General features: G+C 66.6%; 15 protein-coding genes. 2 read left to right on the top strand and 13 right to left on the bottom strand.

Features of this window, described 5'->3' with window-relative positions:
• The first annotated feature begins 106 nt into the window (after positions 1 to 106).
• Positions 107 to 1,750 (top strand): flavin-containing monooxygenase, encoded by a 1,644-nt coding sequence (locus tag ISO16_RS10670; RefSeq protein WP_276207658.1) that lies wholly within the window; start codon positions 107 to 109, stop codon positions 1,748 to 1,750.
• A gap of 26 nt (positions 1,751 to 1,776) precedes the next feature.
• Positions 1,777 to 2,697 (top strand): alpha/beta hydrolase, encoded by a 921-nt coding sequence (locus ISO16_RS10665; protein ID WP_072635933.1) that lies wholly within the window; start codon positions 1,777 to 1,779, stop codon positions 2,695 to 2,697.
• Between the two features lie 58 nt (positions 2,698 to 2,755).
• Here ISO16_RS10665 and ISO16_RS10660 read toward each other — a convergent pair whose 3' ends face one another.
• The 13 genes from ISO16_RS10660 to ISO16_RS10600 all read right to left on the bottom strand — a co-directional run bounded on the left by ISO16_RS10660 (position 2,756) and on the right by ISO16_RS10600 (position 17,426).
• A complete protein-coding gene (locus tag ISO16_RS10660; protein WP_326839321.1) occupies positions 2,756 to 3,391 on the bottom strand; it encodes a Dabb family protein in 636 nt (211 codons plus the stop codon).
• Between the two features lies 1 nt (position 3,392).
• Positions 3,393 to 3,740: a hypothetical protein gene (locus tag ISO16_RS10655; protein ID WP_072635931.1), complete on the bottom strand. Its 348-nt coding sequence runs from the start codon at positions 3,738 to 3,740 to the stop codon at positions 3,393 to 3,395.
• A 133-nt stretch (positions 3,741 to 3,873) separates the two neighbouring features.
• Positions 3,874 to 4,779 (bottom strand): biphenyl-2,3-diol 1,2-dioxygenase, encoded by a 906-nt coding sequence (bphC, locus tag ISO16_RS10650; RefSeq protein ID WP_072635930.1) that lies wholly within the window; start codon positions 4,777 to 4,779, stop codon positions 3,874 to 3,876.
• Positions 4,780 to 4,825: 46 nt separating this feature from the next.
• Positions 4,826 to 6,007 (bottom strand): acyl-CoA dehydrogenase family protein, encoded by a 1,182-nt coding sequence (locus tag ISO16_RS10645; protein ID WP_072635929.1) that lies wholly within the window; start codon positions 6,005 to 6,007, stop codon positions 4,826 to 4,828.
• Between the two features lie 33 nt (positions 6,008 to 6,040).
• Positions 6,041 to 7,210: a Rieske 2Fe-2S domain-containing protein gene (locus ISO16_RS10640; RefSeq protein ID WP_072635928.1), complete on the bottom strand. Its 1,170-nt coding sequence runs from the start codon at positions 7,208 to 7,210 to the stop codon at positions 6,041 to 6,043.
• A gap of 197 nt (positions 7,211 to 7,407) precedes the next feature.
• Entirely contained in the window at positions 7,408 to 8,442 is a 1,035-nt protein-coding gene (locus ISO16_RS10635; RefSeq protein WP_072635927.1) for a hypothetical protein, read from the bottom strand.
• Positions 8,443 to 8,497: 55 nt separating this feature from the next.
• Positions 8,498 to 9,988 (bottom strand): MFS transporter, encoded by a 1,491-nt coding sequence (locus ISO16_RS10630; protein WP_230304512.1) that lies wholly within the window; start codon positions 9,986 to 9,988, stop codon positions 8,498 to 8,500.
• Positions 9,989 to 10,277: 289 nt separating this feature from the next.
• Entirely contained in the window at positions 10,278 to 11,501 is a 1,224-nt protein-coding gene (locus ISO16_RS10625) for a CaiB/BaiF CoA transferase family protein (RefSeq protein WP_072635926.1), read from the bottom strand.
• A gap of 18 nt (positions 11,502 to 11,519) precedes the next feature.
• Positions 11,520 to 12,578 (bottom strand): ABC transporter ATP-binding protein, encoded by a 1,059-nt coding sequence (locus ISO16_RS10620; protein WP_072635925.1) that lies wholly within the window; start codon positions 12,576 to 12,578, stop codon positions 11,520 to 11,522.
• Positions 12,579 to 13,688, bottom strand: coding sequence for an ABC transporter ATP-binding protein (locus ISO16_RS10615; protein ID WP_072635924.1), 1,110 nt, complete (start codon positions 13,686 to 13,688; stop codon positions 12,579 to 12,581).
• A gap of 17 nt (positions 13,689 to 13,705) precedes the next feature.
• The gene (locus ISO16_RS10610) at positions 13,706 to 14,656 is read right to left on the bottom strand and encodes an ABC transporter permease (protein ID WP_230304511.1); all 951 of its coding nucleotides are present in this window, start codon (positions 14,654 to 14,656) and stop codon (positions 13,706 to 13,708) included.
• Complete coding sequence (locus ISO16_RS10605; protein ID WP_230304510.1) at positions 14,653 to 15,570, bottom strand: ABC transporter permease; 918 nt, start codon at positions 15,568 to 15,570, stop codon at positions 14,653 to 14,655. The genes ISO16_RS10610 and ISO16_RS10605 overlap by 4 nt, the downstream gene beginning before the upstream one ends.
• Positions 15,571 to 15,872: 302 nt before the next feature.
• A complete protein-coding gene (locus tag ISO16_RS10600) occupies positions 15,873 to 17,426 on the bottom strand; it encodes an ABC transporter substrate-binding protein (RefSeq protein WP_072635923.1) in 1,554 nt (517 codons plus the stop codon).
• Between the last annotated feature and the right edge of the window lie 305 nt (positions 17,427 to 17,731).

The following is a 17,731-nucleotide window of genomic DNA, read 5'->3' as shown; positions in this document are numbered from 1 at the left end:
ACGGGAAGACGGGTTCCGGGTGCGTCCCCGGCCGCCTTAGCGTAACCGCATGCAAACGGCCCGGGAAACGGCCGTCATCTCCAGGACTCGAGAAGGGTGTCCCATCGTGAGCACGAAAACCCCCAGCGTCGACGCCGTCGTCGTCGGCGCCGGTGTCGCCGGTCTGTACGCCGTGCACACCCTGCGTGAACACGGACTGACCGTCCAGGGGTACGAATCGGCCGCCGGTGTGGGCGGAACCTGGTATCACAACCGCTATCCGGGTTCGCGCTGCGACATCGAGAGCGTCGACTACTCGTTCTCGTTCTCCGAAGAGCTGCAACAGGAATGGACCTGGAGTGAACGATTCGCGACGCAGCCCGAGATCCTCGCGTACCTCGAATACGTCGCCGACCGCTTCGATCTGCAACGGAGCTTTCAGTTCTCCACCCGGGTCGAATCCGCGGTGTACGACGAGGTGGCGGCGCTGTGGCGCGTGCGGACGGACGACGGAGCGGAGACCAGCGCCCGCTTCTGCCTGTTCGCGACGGGCTGCCTGTCGGCCACGAACGTTCCGGAGATTCCGGGCCGGGATGATTTCGCCGGCGAGGCGTACCACACCGGGCAATGGCCCCATGAGGGCGTCGACTTCCGCGGTAAGCGCGTCGGTGTCATCGGCACCGGTTCATCCGGGATCCAGTCGATCCCACTGATTGCGGAGGAAGCCGACCACCTGTTCGTTTTCCAGCGCACCGCGAACTACTCGATTCCGGCAGGCAACCGTCTCTTCGACGAGGAGACCATGTACCGGATCAAGGCCGACTACGCCGAGCGGCGGCGGCAGGCCAAGCAGAGTGGCGGCGGGTCGCCGTTCACCCCGCATCCGAAGAGTGCACTCGAGGTCGACGAGAGTGAACGCACCCGGGTCTACGACGAGTGGTGGCAGCGGGGCGGTGTCCTGTTCAGCAAGGCGTTTCCGGATCAGCTCACGAACCTCGAGGCCAACGACACCGCACGGGTGTACTGGGAAAGGAAGATTCGGGAGATCGTGCGCGATCCGGCGCTGGTCGACAAACTCGTTCCGACGGACCATCCCATCGGCACGAAGCGGATCGTCACCGACAGCGGCTACTACGAGACCTTCAACCGAGACGACGTGACCCTGGTGGATCTTCGTGAGACGCCCATCGATCGCATCACGGACCGTGGCGTGGCCACCACCGGGGGCCACTTCGACCTGGACGTGATCGTCTACGCTACGGGATTCGACGCCATGACCGGAGCGCTCCATCGCATCGACATCCGCGGTCGCCACGGCCGGACGCTGCGTGAGGAGTGGGCCGCGGGGCCGCGGACCTACCTCGGCCTCGGCGTGCACGGGTTCCCGAACCTGTTCATCGTGACCGGCCCGGGCAGCCCCGGACCACTCGCGAACATGGTTCTCGCGTCCGAGCAGCACCTCGACTGGATCACCCGCTGCATCACATACCTGGATCGGCACGGTGTGCAGACCATCGAACCCAGTGTCGACGCCGTCGACGCATGGGTCGCCGAATGCAACGAGCGTGCAGCGGAAACCCTTTTCCCGTCGGCAAATTCGTGGTACATGGGAGCCAACATTCCCGGCAAGCCACGTGTCTTCATGCCGTTCATCGGTGGATTCGCGGTGTACGGGCAGATCCTCGACGACGTCGCCGACGCAGGTTACAAGGGTTTCGTCCTCGACGGCGCCGAACGCTCCAGTACGCCGACGGAAACCGCCGCAGTCTGACGCCGTCCCACGAACAGGAGATCGACATGTCCCTGCACCCGGACGTCGCGTCCATGCTCGCCGCGCTCGACGCCGGATTCCCCGACGTGACGACCGTTCCGCCCCCGGAGCTGCGTGCACTCATCCGAGAGCGGCGGGCTCCGCTGCAGCGGCAGCCCGACATGCACGAGGTACACGAGGTCGTCATCGACGGCCGCGGTGGAGATCTGGCGCTGCGTGTCTACCGGCCACACCACGACGATCCGGAGCTGCCGGTCGTGGTGTTCGCGCACGGCGGTGGGTTCGTGTTCTGCGACCTGGACAGTCACGACGAGTTCTGCCGTGCGATGGCCGAGGGCGTGGGCGTCGTCGTCGCATCGGTGGACTACCGGCTTGCACCGGAGCATCCCGCACCGGCCGCGCACGACGACGTATACGCCGCACTCGAATGGATGGCGAAGAACGCAGCATCGTACGGTGGCGACCCGTCGAGGATCGTGCTCGCCGGCGACAGTGCCGGGGGCAACCTCGCGGCGACGGTCGCGATCGCGGCCCGGGACCAGGCCGGTCCGGCGGTGATCGGACAGGCGTTGTTCTACCCCGTGATCGACGACGATTTCGAAACCGAGTCGTACCGCAAATTCGGGTCCGGCTACTACAACACCACCAGGGCGATGATGTGGTACTGGAAGCAGTACGCCCCACACGGAACCGACGACGTGCGACTGGTCCCGACGCGGGCGGCGACGCTCGCCGACCTGCCGCCGGCCGTGGTGGTCACCGCCGAGCTGGATCCGCCGTGTTACTCCGGTGACGCCTACGCGCAGCGGCTCGCCGCCGACGGTGTACCGGTCCGGCACCGACGTTTCGCCGGCCTGTTCCACGGCTTCCTGACGATTCCCTCGCTGTCGCTGACGGGTCCTGCGCGACAGGAGATCTGGACGATGATGCGCGGCATGCTCAGCTGAGTTGTCTGCTCGTCCTACGCGCCCGCCGGGCCGGTTCGCCGGCCCGGCGGGCGCGTTCTCATCGGAGGACGGCGTCGTCGATGGTGCAGAAGGTGTGGCAGACCCTGTCGCGGATCACGATCTCCGTGCACTCCGGATCGAACCAGCGGTCCACGACACCCCAATGGATCGGGTGGTCGAGATACTGACCGATGAGCGAAGCATGGTCGGTGAATTCCTGTTCCCACACGTGGGTCCACCCGGTCGGGCCCTCCGCCCGCTCCACGCGGCTGAGCCGCCACGCGACGATCGACGGAATGTACTCGGGCATCCGGAGCAGATCGCGTTCGAACCGAGCGACGGTGGCCGCCGGTGTGCCCGGAGCGACGCGCATCAGAAGCGCGCGGTAGATGCTGCCGCTGTGCCCTCCGGGACGAATACCCGCCCGGTCCGCGTGGTACCGCACGCCGTCGACGCGGATCGTGATCGGTCCGTCGAGAAGAGCGTCGAGTTCGGAGACAGGCCGACTCGCTGCAAGTTCCGAGTCGAACTGCAGGTGGATCAGGAGGTCTCCGCCGTTGATGACGCCGGGCAACGTCGGTGCCACCAGGTGACGGACGGCACCGCACTGCTTCGCGGCGATTCGGACGTCCTCGATGTATCCGGCGCGGTCCGAGGCGTCGGCGGCGACGTCGAAGTGCACGACTCTGGTCACGTCAAACACGGGAGAACCCCTCGATGTCGCCGGCCCGGGCGGCCATGGTCCTGGAGCGTTCGACGATCAGGTCGTCGATCTTCGACCACCACTCGCCCAACGCGGGGTCGCGACGACCCTGCCTGGTCATCTCCCACCACGCGTGGACCCCTTCGAGGGTCCACGTGATGGTGACAACGTTGGACTCGTCGTCGAACCAGATCGGCGGACTGACAAGAATCCGGTCGAGCGTCATCCCACGGTTGCGTCCACCGGGCACGTACTCCGCCACGTAGGAGTCGACGAACTCGCGTGCACATCCGGGTTTGGTGACCACGCGGTCGACCACAAATATCGTCTCGTCTGCCATATCCGAAACCCTAGGTCGGCGAAAAGTTCTGTGGCAGTGTCACCTCCCACGTCGCGGGACGACATCTCCTGCGGAAACAGCGGGGCCCGCACGGTGTACACCGTGCGGGCCCCGGACTGTCCGACGCCTCGCGTCACATCGCGGCGTGCGGCTCCGAACCGGACCAGTCGTGACCCCAGTAGCTGTCGGCCGCGATTTCCTCTGCGGTGTAACAGGTCTCGTCGACGAGCATACCTTCGGTGCCGAACTCGATGTCCCAGCCACCCGGTGCGCGGACGTAGAAGGACACCATCTTGTCGTTCGTGTGCCGACCGAGGGTGGACGACACCGAGAACCCGTCACGCATCACCCGATCCAGTGCCTGGCCGACCGCGTCGAGCGTGTCGACCTCGACCATCAGGTGGATCAGGCCGGGATCTCCGCCGTGCGTCGCCGGGCACAGGGCCAGGCTGTGATGGCGCTGGTTGAGGCCGAGGAAGCGGATCCGCAGCGCCCCGAACTCCGGCGGTGCAGGCAGACGGAACGCGCCGCGGGGAAGAAATCCGAGCACGTCCGTGTAGAACGTGAACGCGGCATACGGGTCGGTCACGGGCAGCACGACGTGCCCGAGGCCCTGGGCCCCGGTGACGAACTTCGCCCCGAACGGGGTGACGACCGGACTGTGGTCGAGGACGGGACCGTGGAACACCTCGAGGGTCGTTCCACACGGGTCCTGGAAGGTGATTACCGCTTCCACTCGTCGCGCATCGGCTTCCTCGACGGACAACTGCTTGACGGCGACGCCGGCGTCCTCCAATGCGCGTCGCACGCGGTCGAGGGCGGCGTGGTCGCGGACCTCCCAGCCCACGGTCACCACGCCGTCGCTGTCGCCGGGCACCACGACGATTCGTGCGGCGCGCTCGTCCGTGCGGAGGTAGAGCGCGGTGTCGTCCGGTCCGTTGCCCTCGGCGAAACCGAGAACGTCGAACGCGAACGTACGCCACCGCTCGATGTCGGTGGTCTGGACGGTCACGTAGCCCAGACCCTTCAGGTCGGTCATGTACAGATCCTTCCGTGTCGGAGGTGCGGGAGCGCGGGTCGGCCGGTCAGATCATCACCTGCAGGTGCGGCGGCGGTTCGACCCCGAGGCGGCTGAGCGACGCGCCGTGGAAGACGGTGCCCGGGACGTGGATCGCATGGTGCAGGCCGGCATGGGCGTCGCGCCAGAATCGCTGGAGCGGCTTGTCCATGCGCAGTGCGTTACCGCCGCATCGGGCGTAGATGCGATCGATCGCGGTCACCGCTCGCCAGGCAGCCTGGACCTGGGTCTGTCGTCCCTCCGCCCGCTGCTCGAACGTCGGCGTCTTCCCTGCGTCGACCAGATCCCACATGCGGTCGACGTTCGCAAGCAGAGAGTCGCGCGCGGCGCGCAGATCGGCGGCGGCCTCGCCGACGGCGAACATCGTGTAGGGATCGTCCTTGACGGCGGTGCCCTGGGCATTGATCCGGCCGCGCTGGTAGTCGTCCGCGTGGCGCAGGAGCCCTTCGCAGATGCCGACGGTGGCGGAGGTGATGCCGAGCGGGAACATCGTCGACCACGGAAGCAGGTACAGGGGCTCCGTCCTGCCGTACTCACGCACGGCGGTCCCGTCTATCACCTTGCCGCCGTCCATGACCCGGTAGTCGGGCACGAACACGTCCTTGACCACCAGGTCTTTCGACCCGGTGCCGCGCAGGCCTACCACGTCCCACGAGTCCTCGACGATCTCGTAGTCGGACCGGGGGATGATCACGTGCAGCGCCTGTGGCGGGATCAGGGGCTTGCCGTCCGATCCGCCGACCATCGCTCCGAGGAACGCCCAGTCGCAGTGGTCGGTACCGGACGAGAACTGCCACCTTCCGGAGAACCGGTAGCCGCCCTCGACGGGAATGCAGACGCCGCCCGGCATGTACGGCGACGCCATCCAGGTGTCCGGATCCGAGGCCCAGATCTCCTCCTGGCAGCGTGGATCGGCGAATGCCAGCTGCCACGGGTGCACGCCGACGATGCCGTGCACCCAGCCCGCGGACGGGTTCAGCGACGCCATCCGCATGACAGTTTCCGCGAACTCGCGGGGGTGAACCTCGAGGCCGCCGTGCTCCTTCGGCTGGAGCATCCGAATGGCGCCGGCCTCCCTCATCTTCTTGGCGGTCTCGTCCGCGAGTTTGCCGAGACGCTCCGCCTCGACGCCCTCGGCGAACAGATCGTCCGCCATCGCGTCGATCCGGGCCATCACTTCGTATGCCATGTGCTTGCCTGCTCTGTGGGAGGGATCGGTGATTCAGCTGGTGGTTTCGAGGTTTGCGTCGTTCATCCGGGCAAGATTCTCGGCGACTTCGCTCTTCCAGCTCTGTACGGCGCGGGTGGTGTCGATCTCGAACTCGAAGCGTCTGGTCATGTCCTCCGTGACGTCCTCGACGTCCACGTAGAACTGCTTGTACCAGCGGCGCAGCTGATAGACGGGGCCGTCCTCCTCCGAGAGGAGAGGGTTGTCGATGGGCGCCTTGTTCTTCCAGATCTCGACATCCTGCTCGAAACCGACTTCGACGCCCTTGGCGAACTGGGCAGCCATGGAGTTGGCCTCCTCGTCGCTCAGGCCGGGGAGCTTCTTGACCATCGCGCCGTACTGCAGCACGAAGGAATTCGAGGTGACGGGATAGTGGCAGTTGATGAGGACCGTCTCGATCTTCTTGCCGTTCGCATCGCTCTCGAGCCAGTCGATCATGTACGAGGGTCCGAAGTACGAGGCGTCGGACTTGTTCTCGGCGTCCGGGTTGCCGTAGTTGGTGCCAAGCATGACGTCCTCGCGGCCCGCGGATCGCATGATCTGCCGAGCGGTGTGGCCCTCGAAGATGTTCTTGAAGTACTTCGGGAACGCGTAGTGCACGTAGAAGAAGTGCGCCATGTCGACGACGTTGTCCACGATCTCGCGGCAGTGCGAACCCTCGATGTGGATTGTGTTCCACGTCCACTCCGACCACCCGGGCGAGCCGACACCGTCGATCTCCGGAATGGTGACCTCGGGTGGCGGGGGGTTGCCCTGCGGGTCGTGCCAGACGAACAGCTGCCCGTTGCGCTCGAGGGTGAGCCAGGCGCGGGTCTTCGCGAGCGGCGGTACCCGCCGGGCGTAGGGGATGTCGGTGCAGCGGCCGTTGCCACCCCAGCGCCAGTCGTGGAACGGACACGCGATGGAATCGCCCTTGACGGTTCCCTGAGCGAGGTTGCCGCCCATGTGCCGGCAGTAGGCGTCGAGGATCTTCAGATCACCGTTGCTGTCGGCGAAGACGACCAGACTGGTTCCGAACGCATCCACCTGGTGGGGCTTGCCGTCCCGAAATGTCCGTGCCAGACCGAGGCAATGCCAGCCGCGGGCGAAGCGAGTGGGTGCGGCCGCGGCTTCGATCATGCGGACTTCGTCGTCGGGTCTGGTTGCTGTTGTGCTCTGCGACATGGGGGCCCTCCGGACCGATATCGAGAAATACGTGTGACGTAGCTCATGGTCGGTCCGAAGTCGCCGGGGCAGAAGCGCCCTTCCCGCTGGCCGGAACATCGCGTGCCCGCACGGACGGGACGAATACGGAACCGGGGCGGCGCCCGGATGATCCGAGTGCCGCCCCGGTCGTGAGATGCCGGTCGGGAAATGCGAGGTCAGGCTGCGCCGACGACGTCGAGCGGAGCCTCCGCGGGGTATTCGGCCGGAGCCATCGCATAGGTGCGGCTCAGCAAGGCGATGAACTCGCGGTCGGTCAGCGGATCCGACGGTTCGGCGAATGTCACCCCGCGTGCGCGCATGTCGTCCATTAGCATGCCGAGCGCCGTCTCCACGGTGAGGTCGTCGGTGTGTTCGAAGTACCGCTTGACGTCGGCGAGGTCGTCGAAGACGTGGGCGCTGTAGTGGACGAGGAAGCGGGTGTCCCGGTCGTGGAAGCGAGCGATCTCGAGGTCGCCGTTGCGGATCGACCATTCGTCGGATCCGTGGCCGTGGATCAGCGAGTCCAGCCGGAGCTGGGGGATCTTCCGTTTGTCCCGCGGCCCGTTCGCTTCGCCTCGGTGGAACATCTTCTCGTTGTCGGTGAGAAGTCCGCTGTTCCAGAACGGCGGCGCGAACCGCTGAGGCGGCAGATCGGGGCCGTCCGGCCAGTAGGTGAAGCCCCCGTCGATGGTGGAGTCGTAGAAGTACGCGATGACCTGGCCGGCCTTGACCGCCCAGCGGTCGAACAGTCCGGATTTCGCCATGACGCTGATCAGCCAGAGGGGAGCGTTGTTGAGGTTCACACCGCGCCAGCTCGAACCGTCGAAGTGACCGGCGTCGAAGCTATGCGCGGGGGTGCGCAGGTTGAACAGGAAGGTATGGGGGACAGCGTATTCCGTGCCGTGCATACTGTTGATCATGTCGAGCAGCCGGCGGCTGAAGTAGATGTCGTGCACCTCGTGCTCGTAGGCGACGCCGAAGTTGCCGAGGTATCCGCGGAAGGTGGGCGTCAGCAGGTCGGAGAGTTCGAGCTTGCGGTTCGGGTCCTGGTTCTTGGGCCCCGACACCGCCAGATACTCCTCGGCCGACGAGAAGTGCTGGGCCGCGACGAGCCGCCAGGGACCGTTGTTGCGGACCACGCCGAAAAGGATGTCGACTTCCTCGGGAGTGAAGATGTTCTCGATGTACCTCGGTGGCACGAGCGGTGTCATCGGGTGGCGAGCGGCGGTTGGCACGATGATGTTCCTTTCGGGGACGGGATGTCGGTCAGGCCTGTGCCACCGGTGCCTTGACGGCATCGTCCGTCGCGGGCTCGGCGGTGGTCGGTGCGACCTGACGGGGGCGGCCGATGAGCAGGCAGATGATGCACACGATCACCGAGCACACAATGATCGCGCCGACGGACAGACGGAGCGACGCAGTCGTGGGCGCGGTCGTGCCGGGCACCGTCCACAGGGAGAGCAGCACGGAGACGATGGCAACGCCGACGGCCGAGAAGGCCTGTCGGGCAGTGGCCATGACACCGGTTGTGACGCTCGTGACGTTTTCCGGGACTGATTCGATGACGATCTTGGGATATCCGGTGTAGGCGAATACCGTTGCGAGGGCGGCGACCACGAACACGCCGATCATGACGGGCACCGAGTCGTAGCCGAAGAAGATCATCAGGTTGGCCACGATGAACAGGACCGCGCCGACGAAGAAGGTTGCGCGACCTCCGAAGCGGCCGGCGAACAACCCCGCCAGCGGCGAGGCTGCGAAACCGATGAGCGCGCTGAGACCCGATACGAGTCCGGTGGTCGTGGGGGACAAACCGAGCCCGACGGGCAGCGAAGTCGGAGACAGCAGGATTATCGGCGTGACGATCATGACGGCGCCGGCAGGACCCAGGGCGAGCACGGACACCGCCAGAAGATTGAGCGAGATCCGCTTGTTCGACAGCACGCGGAGGTCTACGAGCGGATCGCGTTGGCGCATCTCCCACACGGTCCACACCGCGAGAATCGCGAGGCCACCGAGGAGAAGGCCGACGACACGGACGCTCGCCCATCCCCAGGCGGGGCCCTGCGTGATGCCGAAGAGGACTGCGGTGAGACCGGGTGTCATCAGGGCCGCGCCGAGGTAGTCGAAGCGGGCAAGATCCGTCGGAACGTGCGACCCGGGAATGGCCACGGCCACTACGGCCGAGGCAACGAGCGCGAGGACCGCGGCGAAGACGAAGATCAGGTGCCAGTCGGCGACGTCCAGCAGGTATCCGGCGATGAGTGAGCCACCGGCACCGGCCAGCATGGCGGCACCACCGATGTAGCCGACGCCGAGGGCGACCTTGCCGGGCGGCAGCACCTCACGGGCAAGTCCGTAGCACAGGGGGAGGATGGCACCGGCGACGCCCTGAACACCCCGGCCGACGATGATCGCCCCCATCGAGTCGCCGAAGACGCTGATCACCGAGCCGAGAATCGATGCGAGCATCACGACGACGAGGACCTTCTTACGGCCGTACATGTCACCGAGTCGCCCACCGACGAGTGCCGTGGTGGCGGCCACCAGCATGTACGCCGTGACCGCCCACCCGGTCGTCGACGGGGGCGCCCCGAAGATCTCGCCGAATCTGGGCAGCGCGATATAGACCATGCCGGCCTCGAAGGCGCTGACGCACTCGGCCAGGACCAGAGCGGTGAGGATCAGTGCTGTGGAGCGTCGAGCAGGTCCGCCGAGGGCGGATCCGGCGGGTTGCCGGGATGCGGTATCGGACATCGGTTGTCCTCCTGGGACGGTACGGATCGAGGTTTCGTCGTCGGCTGCGCGGTCTCGGCGAGATCTGCGAGGCGATTGCACGACGTGCAACCTGTCGTGGCCGGATCGGCGTCGACGAAACCGGTGTGACCTACGTCGCACCGATCGGCAGAGTCGCACAGTTCCGTTTCGGGGCGGAAGAATTGTGCCCACTGTGCGGACACGATCCCGCAGTCCTCCGCCGATTCGGATGCACACCGATGCGCTGCTCGATCATGCTGTGACCGAGCAAATCCCGATCCGACCGTGGCTAGCGGGTGGTGTTCACGGACGGGGCGGATGCGTCGACGTCGTCGACGCAACGCGCGACACCCGAAGCGACGAACCGACCGACCTCGTGGTCGGTGTAGCCGAGCTCGTGGAGCACGGCGCGGGTGTCGTGTCCCAACTCCCGGGGCATCGTTTTCACGGCGCCCGGGGTTCGGTCGAGTTTGACGGGGACCCCCAGTGTGGACGAACCGTCGACCTCGACGACCATCTGCCGGTGCAGGACCTGCGGATGCCGCACCACCTCCGAGACCTTCTGGACCCGGCTGGCCGGGACGCCGTGGGCCAGCATGTCGTCGGCAGCCGAGTCGAGGTCGACCTTCTCCATGAGCTCCGCGATGGCGTGCGACAGCGCGGATCGGTTGCGAATCCGCAGTCCGTTCGTGCGGAAGCGCGGATCCTGGGCGAGTTCGGGGGCACCGAGGTAGCGGCACAGCGACTGGAACTGCCGATCGTTGCCCCCGCCTACGAACAACCGCGTCCGGTCGTCGCCGAAGGTCTCGTACGGGGCGACGTTGGGGTGTCCGCTTCCGAGCCGCTCGGGATCCTGCCCGTCCATGAAGTAGTTCGCCGTCGCCGGATGCAGCAGGCTGATTGCGGCGTCGAGGAGCGTCACGTCGACGAGCTGGCCGGTACCGGTCCGTTGCCGGGCGAAGAGGGCCATCAGGATCCCGGAGAGGGCCAGCATCCCCGTCGTCTGGTCGACGATCGGCATCGGCACCTTCACCGGCGGCCGATCGGGTTCGCCGGTCATGTCCATGATCCCGGCGAAGGCCTGGAGCACGGCGTCGTAGCCGGGATAACCGCCCATGGGGCCGTCGACTCCGAAGCCGGTGATCCGGCAATATACGAGTTGCGGAAAGTCCTCGAGCAGTGTCTCCGGTCCGAGACCCCAGCGGGTCATCGTGCCGGCCTTGAAGTTTTCGACGACGACGTCCGCGTCGGCGAGCATCCGGCGCAGGATCTCGCGGGCCTCCGGCTCGGTGAGGTTGAGCGAGCAGTGCTGCTTGTTACGGTTCAGGCCCCGGTAGTAGGCGCTTGTTCCGTTCTCGAACGGTGGTCCCCACTCGCGCGTCATGTCACCCGCCGGCGGTTCCACCTTGATCACCGTGGCGCCGTGGTCACCCAGCATCTGGGTGCAGTACGGTCCGGCAAGGACGCGGGACAGATCGATCACCTTCAGGCCGCTCAGGGCGCCGAACGTCATAAGGGGTACTCCCAACTTTCATTGCGGGCACGGCGGTGCTTCGCCGGCCCGGCCGTGCTCTGCGGACAGCTGTCCGGTACTGCCGGACAGCGGGAAATGGCACGCCACGAAGTGGTCCGGACGCACCTCGCGGATCTGAGGCTCCTGCTCGGCGCAGACCGGTTCGGCACGCGGGCAGCGTGTCCGGAATCGGCACCCGCTCGGCGGTGCGATCGGCGACGGCAGGTCCCCGGACAGGGTGACGTCGGTGGGAACGACGTCGGGGTCGGGTTCGGGAACGGCCGACAGCAGGGCAGCAGTGTACGGATGCAGCGGCTCGGCATAGAGCAGATGGGGTGTGGCGACCTCGCAGATCTTTCCGAGATACATGACCATGACCCGGTCGCTGATGTTCTTGACGACGGCGAGGTCGTGCGCGATGAACAGCAGCGTCAGTCCGTAGCGCTCCTTCATGTCCTCGAGCAGATTGAGAATCTGTGCCTGCACCGAAACGTCGAGTGCGGACACCGGTTCGTCGCAGATCACCAGCTCCGGCTCCACGACCATCGCACGGGCGATGGAGATGCGCTGGCACTGACCACCGGAGAATTCGTGGGGACGGCGGTCGCCCGCGACGGCCGGATCGAGGCCGACGACGGAGAGGATGTCGTCGACCATCGCCTGCTTCTCGGCGCGGCTGCGGCTGCCCGCCACGTCGAGGCCCTCAGCTACGATGCGCCGCACCTTCCGCAGGGGATTGAGCGACGAGATCGGGTCCTGGAAGATCATCTGCAGGGTTCGGCGTATGGACCGCAGTTCCTTCCGGGGCAGAGCGGCCAGGTCGACACCTTTGAACCGCACCTCGCCCGACGTGGGTGGGGGCAGCTGCATGACAGCCTTCGCAACCGTCGATTTGCCGCACCCCGATTCGCCTACCACTCCGAGTGTTTCACCACGCTTGACATCGAAGCTGACGTCGGAGACCGCCCGGACCGTCCCGGTGCGGCCCAAGTCGTATTCCACGACCAGGTTGCGCACGCTCAGAAGGAGATCCTCGGTATTCGACTCGCGCAGATGCGCCGTTCCTGTCCCTGCCATCTAGAGCACGCTCCTCGAGTCCACCGGCAGACCGGTCGCCGTCCGTCCTTCGGCCAGGTTGGCCGCACATGCCTCGTCACCGTCCGGGGTGCCCACGGGGTAGAAGCAGGCGTATCGGTGCCGGTGGCTCGTCGTTACCGCCGTCTCCAGGGTGGGGGTCTCCGCAAGACAGCGAGGCCGTGCGTGCGGGCAGCGCGGTGCGAACGCACATCCGGGCGGCGGGTCGACGATGGTGGGGGGACGACCCGGGATCGACCGGAGCCGGGTGTGACTCGGATCGGCGATCCGCGGGATGGAGTCCACCAGTGCACGGGTGTAGGGGTGCCGCATCTCGCGGAAGAGAACCTTGGTCGGGGCCTGTTCGACGATCCGGCCCGCATACATCACGGCGATCTCGTCGGACCGGCCCGCGACGACACCGAGATCGTGCGTGATCAGCATCATCGCCATGTCCTGTTCTCCCTGGAGACGCTCGAGCAGCGTGAGGATCTGATGCTGCACGGTCACGTCGAGTGCCGTCGTCGGCTCGTCGGCGATCAGCAGGCGGGGTGAGCATGCCAGCGCCAGAGCGATCACCACGCGTTGACGCATGCCGCCCGACAGATTGTGCGGATACTGACCCAACCGGGTGCGGGGTTCCGGGATGCCGACCCACTCGAGGAGCTCCTCGGCGCGTGAGCGGGCGTCGGCCCTGCTCATCGGAAGGTGCCGGCGCAACGTCTCGGTGAGCTGGGAGCCGATCGTCAGGACCGGAGTCAGAGACGTCATCGGGTCCTGGAACACCATCGCCACCCGGGCGCCCCACAACGCGCGGGCCTCGTCACGGCCGAGCGCAGCGACGTCACGGCCCTCGAACTCGATGCGAGATCCCGGCTGCACCACGGCACTGGGTGCAAGGATGTTCATCACGGCCCGCGACAGCACCGACTTCCCGGAGCCGGATTCCCCGACGATGCCGAGGGTGCTTCCGGGTACGACGTCGAGGGTGACGCCGTCGACCGCACGAACCATGCCGCGGGGGGAGTCGAACCACACCCGCAGGTCGGTCACCGACAACGTCGGTACGCCGGCGTCCTGCGGTCGTTGCAGTACCCGAGTCACGGCACCCATGTCCTTTCCGTCCAGGGTCACAGCGACGACTCCCGGCCGATGCGGCCGCGCGCCCAGTCGCCGACCCGATTGAGAGCGAACACGGTGAGGAAGAAGAACAAGCCGGGAACGAGCACCAGTGCAGGGTTCTCGTACAGGCTCTCGCGCCCGGCGGCGATCATCCCGCCCCAGCTCGGCGCCGGAGGCGGGACGCCGAGGCCGAGGAAGCTCAGAGAGCCCTCCGCCACGACGAGGGTGGCAGCGACGACGGTGGCGAAGGAGACCACGGGCAGCAGCACGTTCGGCAGGATCTCGCGAGTGATGATCCGGAAGCTGCTCGCGCCCATGGATTTCGCAGCGATCACGAACTCCCGATCCGCGTATGCGATGGTGTTGGCGCGGGCGATACGTGCGAACGTCGGGGCGCCCACCACGCCCAGCCCGATCGCGAGCGTCACGGTACTGGGTTCCCGAAGTGCCACGAGCGCGATGAGCAGGATCAGCGGCGGGAAGGCGAGGATGGTATTCGTCGACAGATCGAAGACGACGTCGAGAGCGCGGCGGAAGTAGCCGGCGGCGAGGCCGGCGGCGAGGCCGGCCACCATTGCTAGCAGCGTCGCCCCGATCGCGACGGACAGCGATATCCGGGCTCCGTGCAGCGCTCGGCTGAGCTGGTCTCGGCCCAGTTGATCGGTGCCCAGGATGTGCTCGACGGTCCGGAACGGAGGCAGCGAGTACTGATCTCCGATCGCGTCGGGCGCCGGCAGCGGCAGCAGATCGGCGAACACCGCGGCCGACAAGATGACGACCAGCCAGCACGCACCGGCGAAAGCCCCGACATCTCGTCGACGTCGTCGGCGTGCGACGGGCACGATCGGGGCGGGAACCGGTGCCGGCACCACGACGGCCGGGGTCTCGTTCGGCAGGGCGAGGACGGTGTCGGGTCCGTCCTCCATCACCGGTGTGGTCTTGTCCGGACTGGGGATCACGATGTCCTCACTCTCGGGTCCAGGAGGGGGTAGGCGAGGTCGACGAAGGCATTGAGCAGTACGTAGGAGACGGCGACCACGAGCACGATGCCCTGGACGAGCAGAAAGTCCCGCCCGGTGATTGCGGTCATCACCAACGAGCCGAGCCCCGGCAGGGAGAACAGCGTCTCGACGATCACGGTGCCGCCGATCAGACGGCCGAGCGACACGCCCATCACGGTGAGGAGGGAGAACGCCGACGGACGCAGGGCATGGACCAGCAGAATCCGGGGGGTGGACAGCCCGCGAGCGCGCGCCGACAGCACGAAGTCCTGTTGCAGGGTGGCCACCATGTCGTTGCGCAGCAACCGGACGAAGCCGACGGCCTCCACGGCAGCGAGCGTCACGACCGGTAGCACGAGACTGCGGATGTGCGGAACGAGTCCTTCGGACAAGGGCGTCCAGCCGGTGACCGGCAGTGCGGGCAGTGACACCGCGAAGACGAACACGAGGAGCACCCCGAGCAGGAAGCTGGGGATCGACAGTGTGACCGAGCACAGGAACGTCACGATCCGGTCCACCACACCACCCGGCCGGTAACCCGAGTAGATGCCGACCGGAATCGCGACGAGCAGCGCGAGCAGGATCGAGACGGCGGCGAGTTCGAGGGTGACGGGCAGGCGCTCGACGATGGCCTGGGTCACCGGCACCTGGGACTGCATCGACCGGCCGAGATCACCCTGCAACGCCCCGCCGAGCCACTCGAAGTACCGCTGCACGGGCGGGCCGTCCAACCCGAACCGCTCCTCGGCGGCGGCACGCATTTCCGGAGTTGCGCCATCCGGCAGGACGGACGCGAGCCGGTCACCGGGGAGCATTTCCAGGAGCAGGAACGTCGTCACGCTCACGAGCAACAACACGGCGAGGAGCTTCACGATGTATCGCCCTGCAGCTCTGTGTATCAAAGGGATTCACCTTCCGGATCCACGGGGTCGAGCAGTCGAGGGCAACTTGCCCCCTCAGAGGGTGTTGCCGGGATCGAAACGAGGACACGATCGAATCGATTAGTTCACTTCGAGCTGTGCACGGAGAACCGCTCGTTCCACTGAGCGGGTGGCCGCGGCCGGTCCGTTCGTGGACGAACCTTCTGTATCACAACGAAATCGGCCTCCGCCCGGGCGAGCGGGGGCCGACTCCTACCTTGCCCGGCGACCGTGACCGGAGTCGCCGAGCGGGGTCACTGCTGGATCCACGCCAGCTCGGGCCGGAACCAGTACAGGTACGCGACCTCGACACCGTGGACATCCCGCGGGGTGATGAGGCTGGTGCGCGCGTGCCGCCAGAATCGGTATGCGGTGGTGTCGACGAGCTCGTTGATGGCGGTCTTATAGGCCCTCTCCACCGTCTCCGGATCGTTCGACGTGTGCGTCAGATCGAGTGCCTCGTCGACCGTGGAGTTCGAGTAGCCCGAGTTGTTGGACGAGCCGCCGGTACGGAACACCTTGTAGAGGTTGTCGGGATGTGCCCCGCCGAGCGAGCTGATGATCAGGTCGTAGTTCCCGGACGTCAACGCAGTTGCGAATGCCGCACCCTCGAGCGGCTCGATCCTCAGCTTCAGCCCGTCCACCCGCCCGAGCTGGGCCTGCAGCAGCTCGGCGGACTGATTCAGCACGGGGCTTCCTGCCGTCAGCACGTAGGTCAGTTCGATCTCACCGCCACCGTTGCGCGCCCGGTAATCGTCGATGAGCTTCTGCGCACCCTCGACATCCTGCGCGGGCCAGGCGGAGCCGGGATCGTAGAGCGGGCTGTCCTCGGGAGTGAAGCCGGTGGCCGTGGGCTCGTCGGGATAGACGGCGTTCATGATCTGCTCGTCGTCGACGAGCTTCGCGATCGCGGTGCGCACATCCGGGTCGGAAAGCGGTCCGCGATGGCTGATCCGCACACCGGTGCCGCCGAGCATCGTGGCCTGAGCGACGTTCAGGCCCGCGCTCTCGGCACGATCGGCGTACTTCTGCAGGGTGACGGCCATGACGTCGAGCTCCCCGGCCTGAAGAGCGTTGAAACGCTGGTCGTCGGCGGGGATCGTCTTCACCACCAACCGGTCGACGTAGGGTCGGGGCTGATCCCAGTAGCCCGGGTTGCGGTCGAGAATCATCTCCGTACCACGGGCCCACGACGTGAGCGCGAACGGTCCCGCGCCGACCGGGTTGTTGCCGAAGTCGGGGCCCTTCTCCCGGATCGCGGTGGGGGAGGCGATGAATGCAAGGGCTTCCGTCAGTGCGAAATCGAGTTGGTAGTTCACGCTTTTCGCCGTGACGCGCACGGTCGTCGGATCCACGACTTCCCAGTCGATCGTCCTGGCGACGGCTGCGCTGGGTGAGAGCAGTGCGGGGTCGAGGGCACGTTGCCAGTTGAATGCCACCGCTTCGGCGTCGAACGGCGTGCCGTCGGTGAAGACCAAGCCGGGCCGCAGCTTCAGTGTCCAGGTCTTGCCGTCCTCCGTCGTGAACGACTCCGCCATCCCGGGTTGGATCTTGCGCGTGTCGAGGTCGTAGTAGAGCAGCGCGCCGTACACCGCCTGGCACGGACCGACACCGATGCCGATCGCACACGTGGCCGGGTCGACGGACTGCGCCTCGGTGTTGAACGAGTAGACGAGAGTGCCGCCACGCTGGGGTTCGCCGGCCGGTTCGCCGGACGAGGGGGTATGGCCGCCGCCGCAGGCGGACAAGAGCAGGGCAGCCGCGGCGCAGAGGCTCACGGCTGCCGCACGTCGGGTTCGGAACTTCACAGCACACTCCTCGGTGACGCCGGCACCGTTGCGGGGGACGGGCGTCGGGCTGGGTCGGGTGCACCGATTAGGTCACGGCGTGCGGCGGCGCCTGAACCTTTTGTTCCACTGAGCGGGTGATCGGGTCGCCAACTCGACGAATCCCCGATTCGGTCGGGTATGCACTACCGAGCGATTCATCTATCCGATCGAATACTGCATACTCTCAGAAGGATTCGAAGTACGGTCGCGAGCGAGACTCGCCCGGGTCCCCGCACACACTCGACGCCGCGAACAGGCACGGCGCGACGGTCGCATTCTCAGAC

The organism is Rhodococcus sp. M8 (assembly GCF_015654185.1).
In the GTDB taxonomy this organism is placed as follows: Bacteria; Actinomycetota; Actinomycetes; order Mycobacteriales; family Mycobacteriaceae; genus Rhodococcus; species Rhodococcus aetherivorans.
The sequence above is the reverse complement of the archived record's forward strand: the minus strand, read 5'-3'. Positions and strand labels throughout refer to the sequence as shown.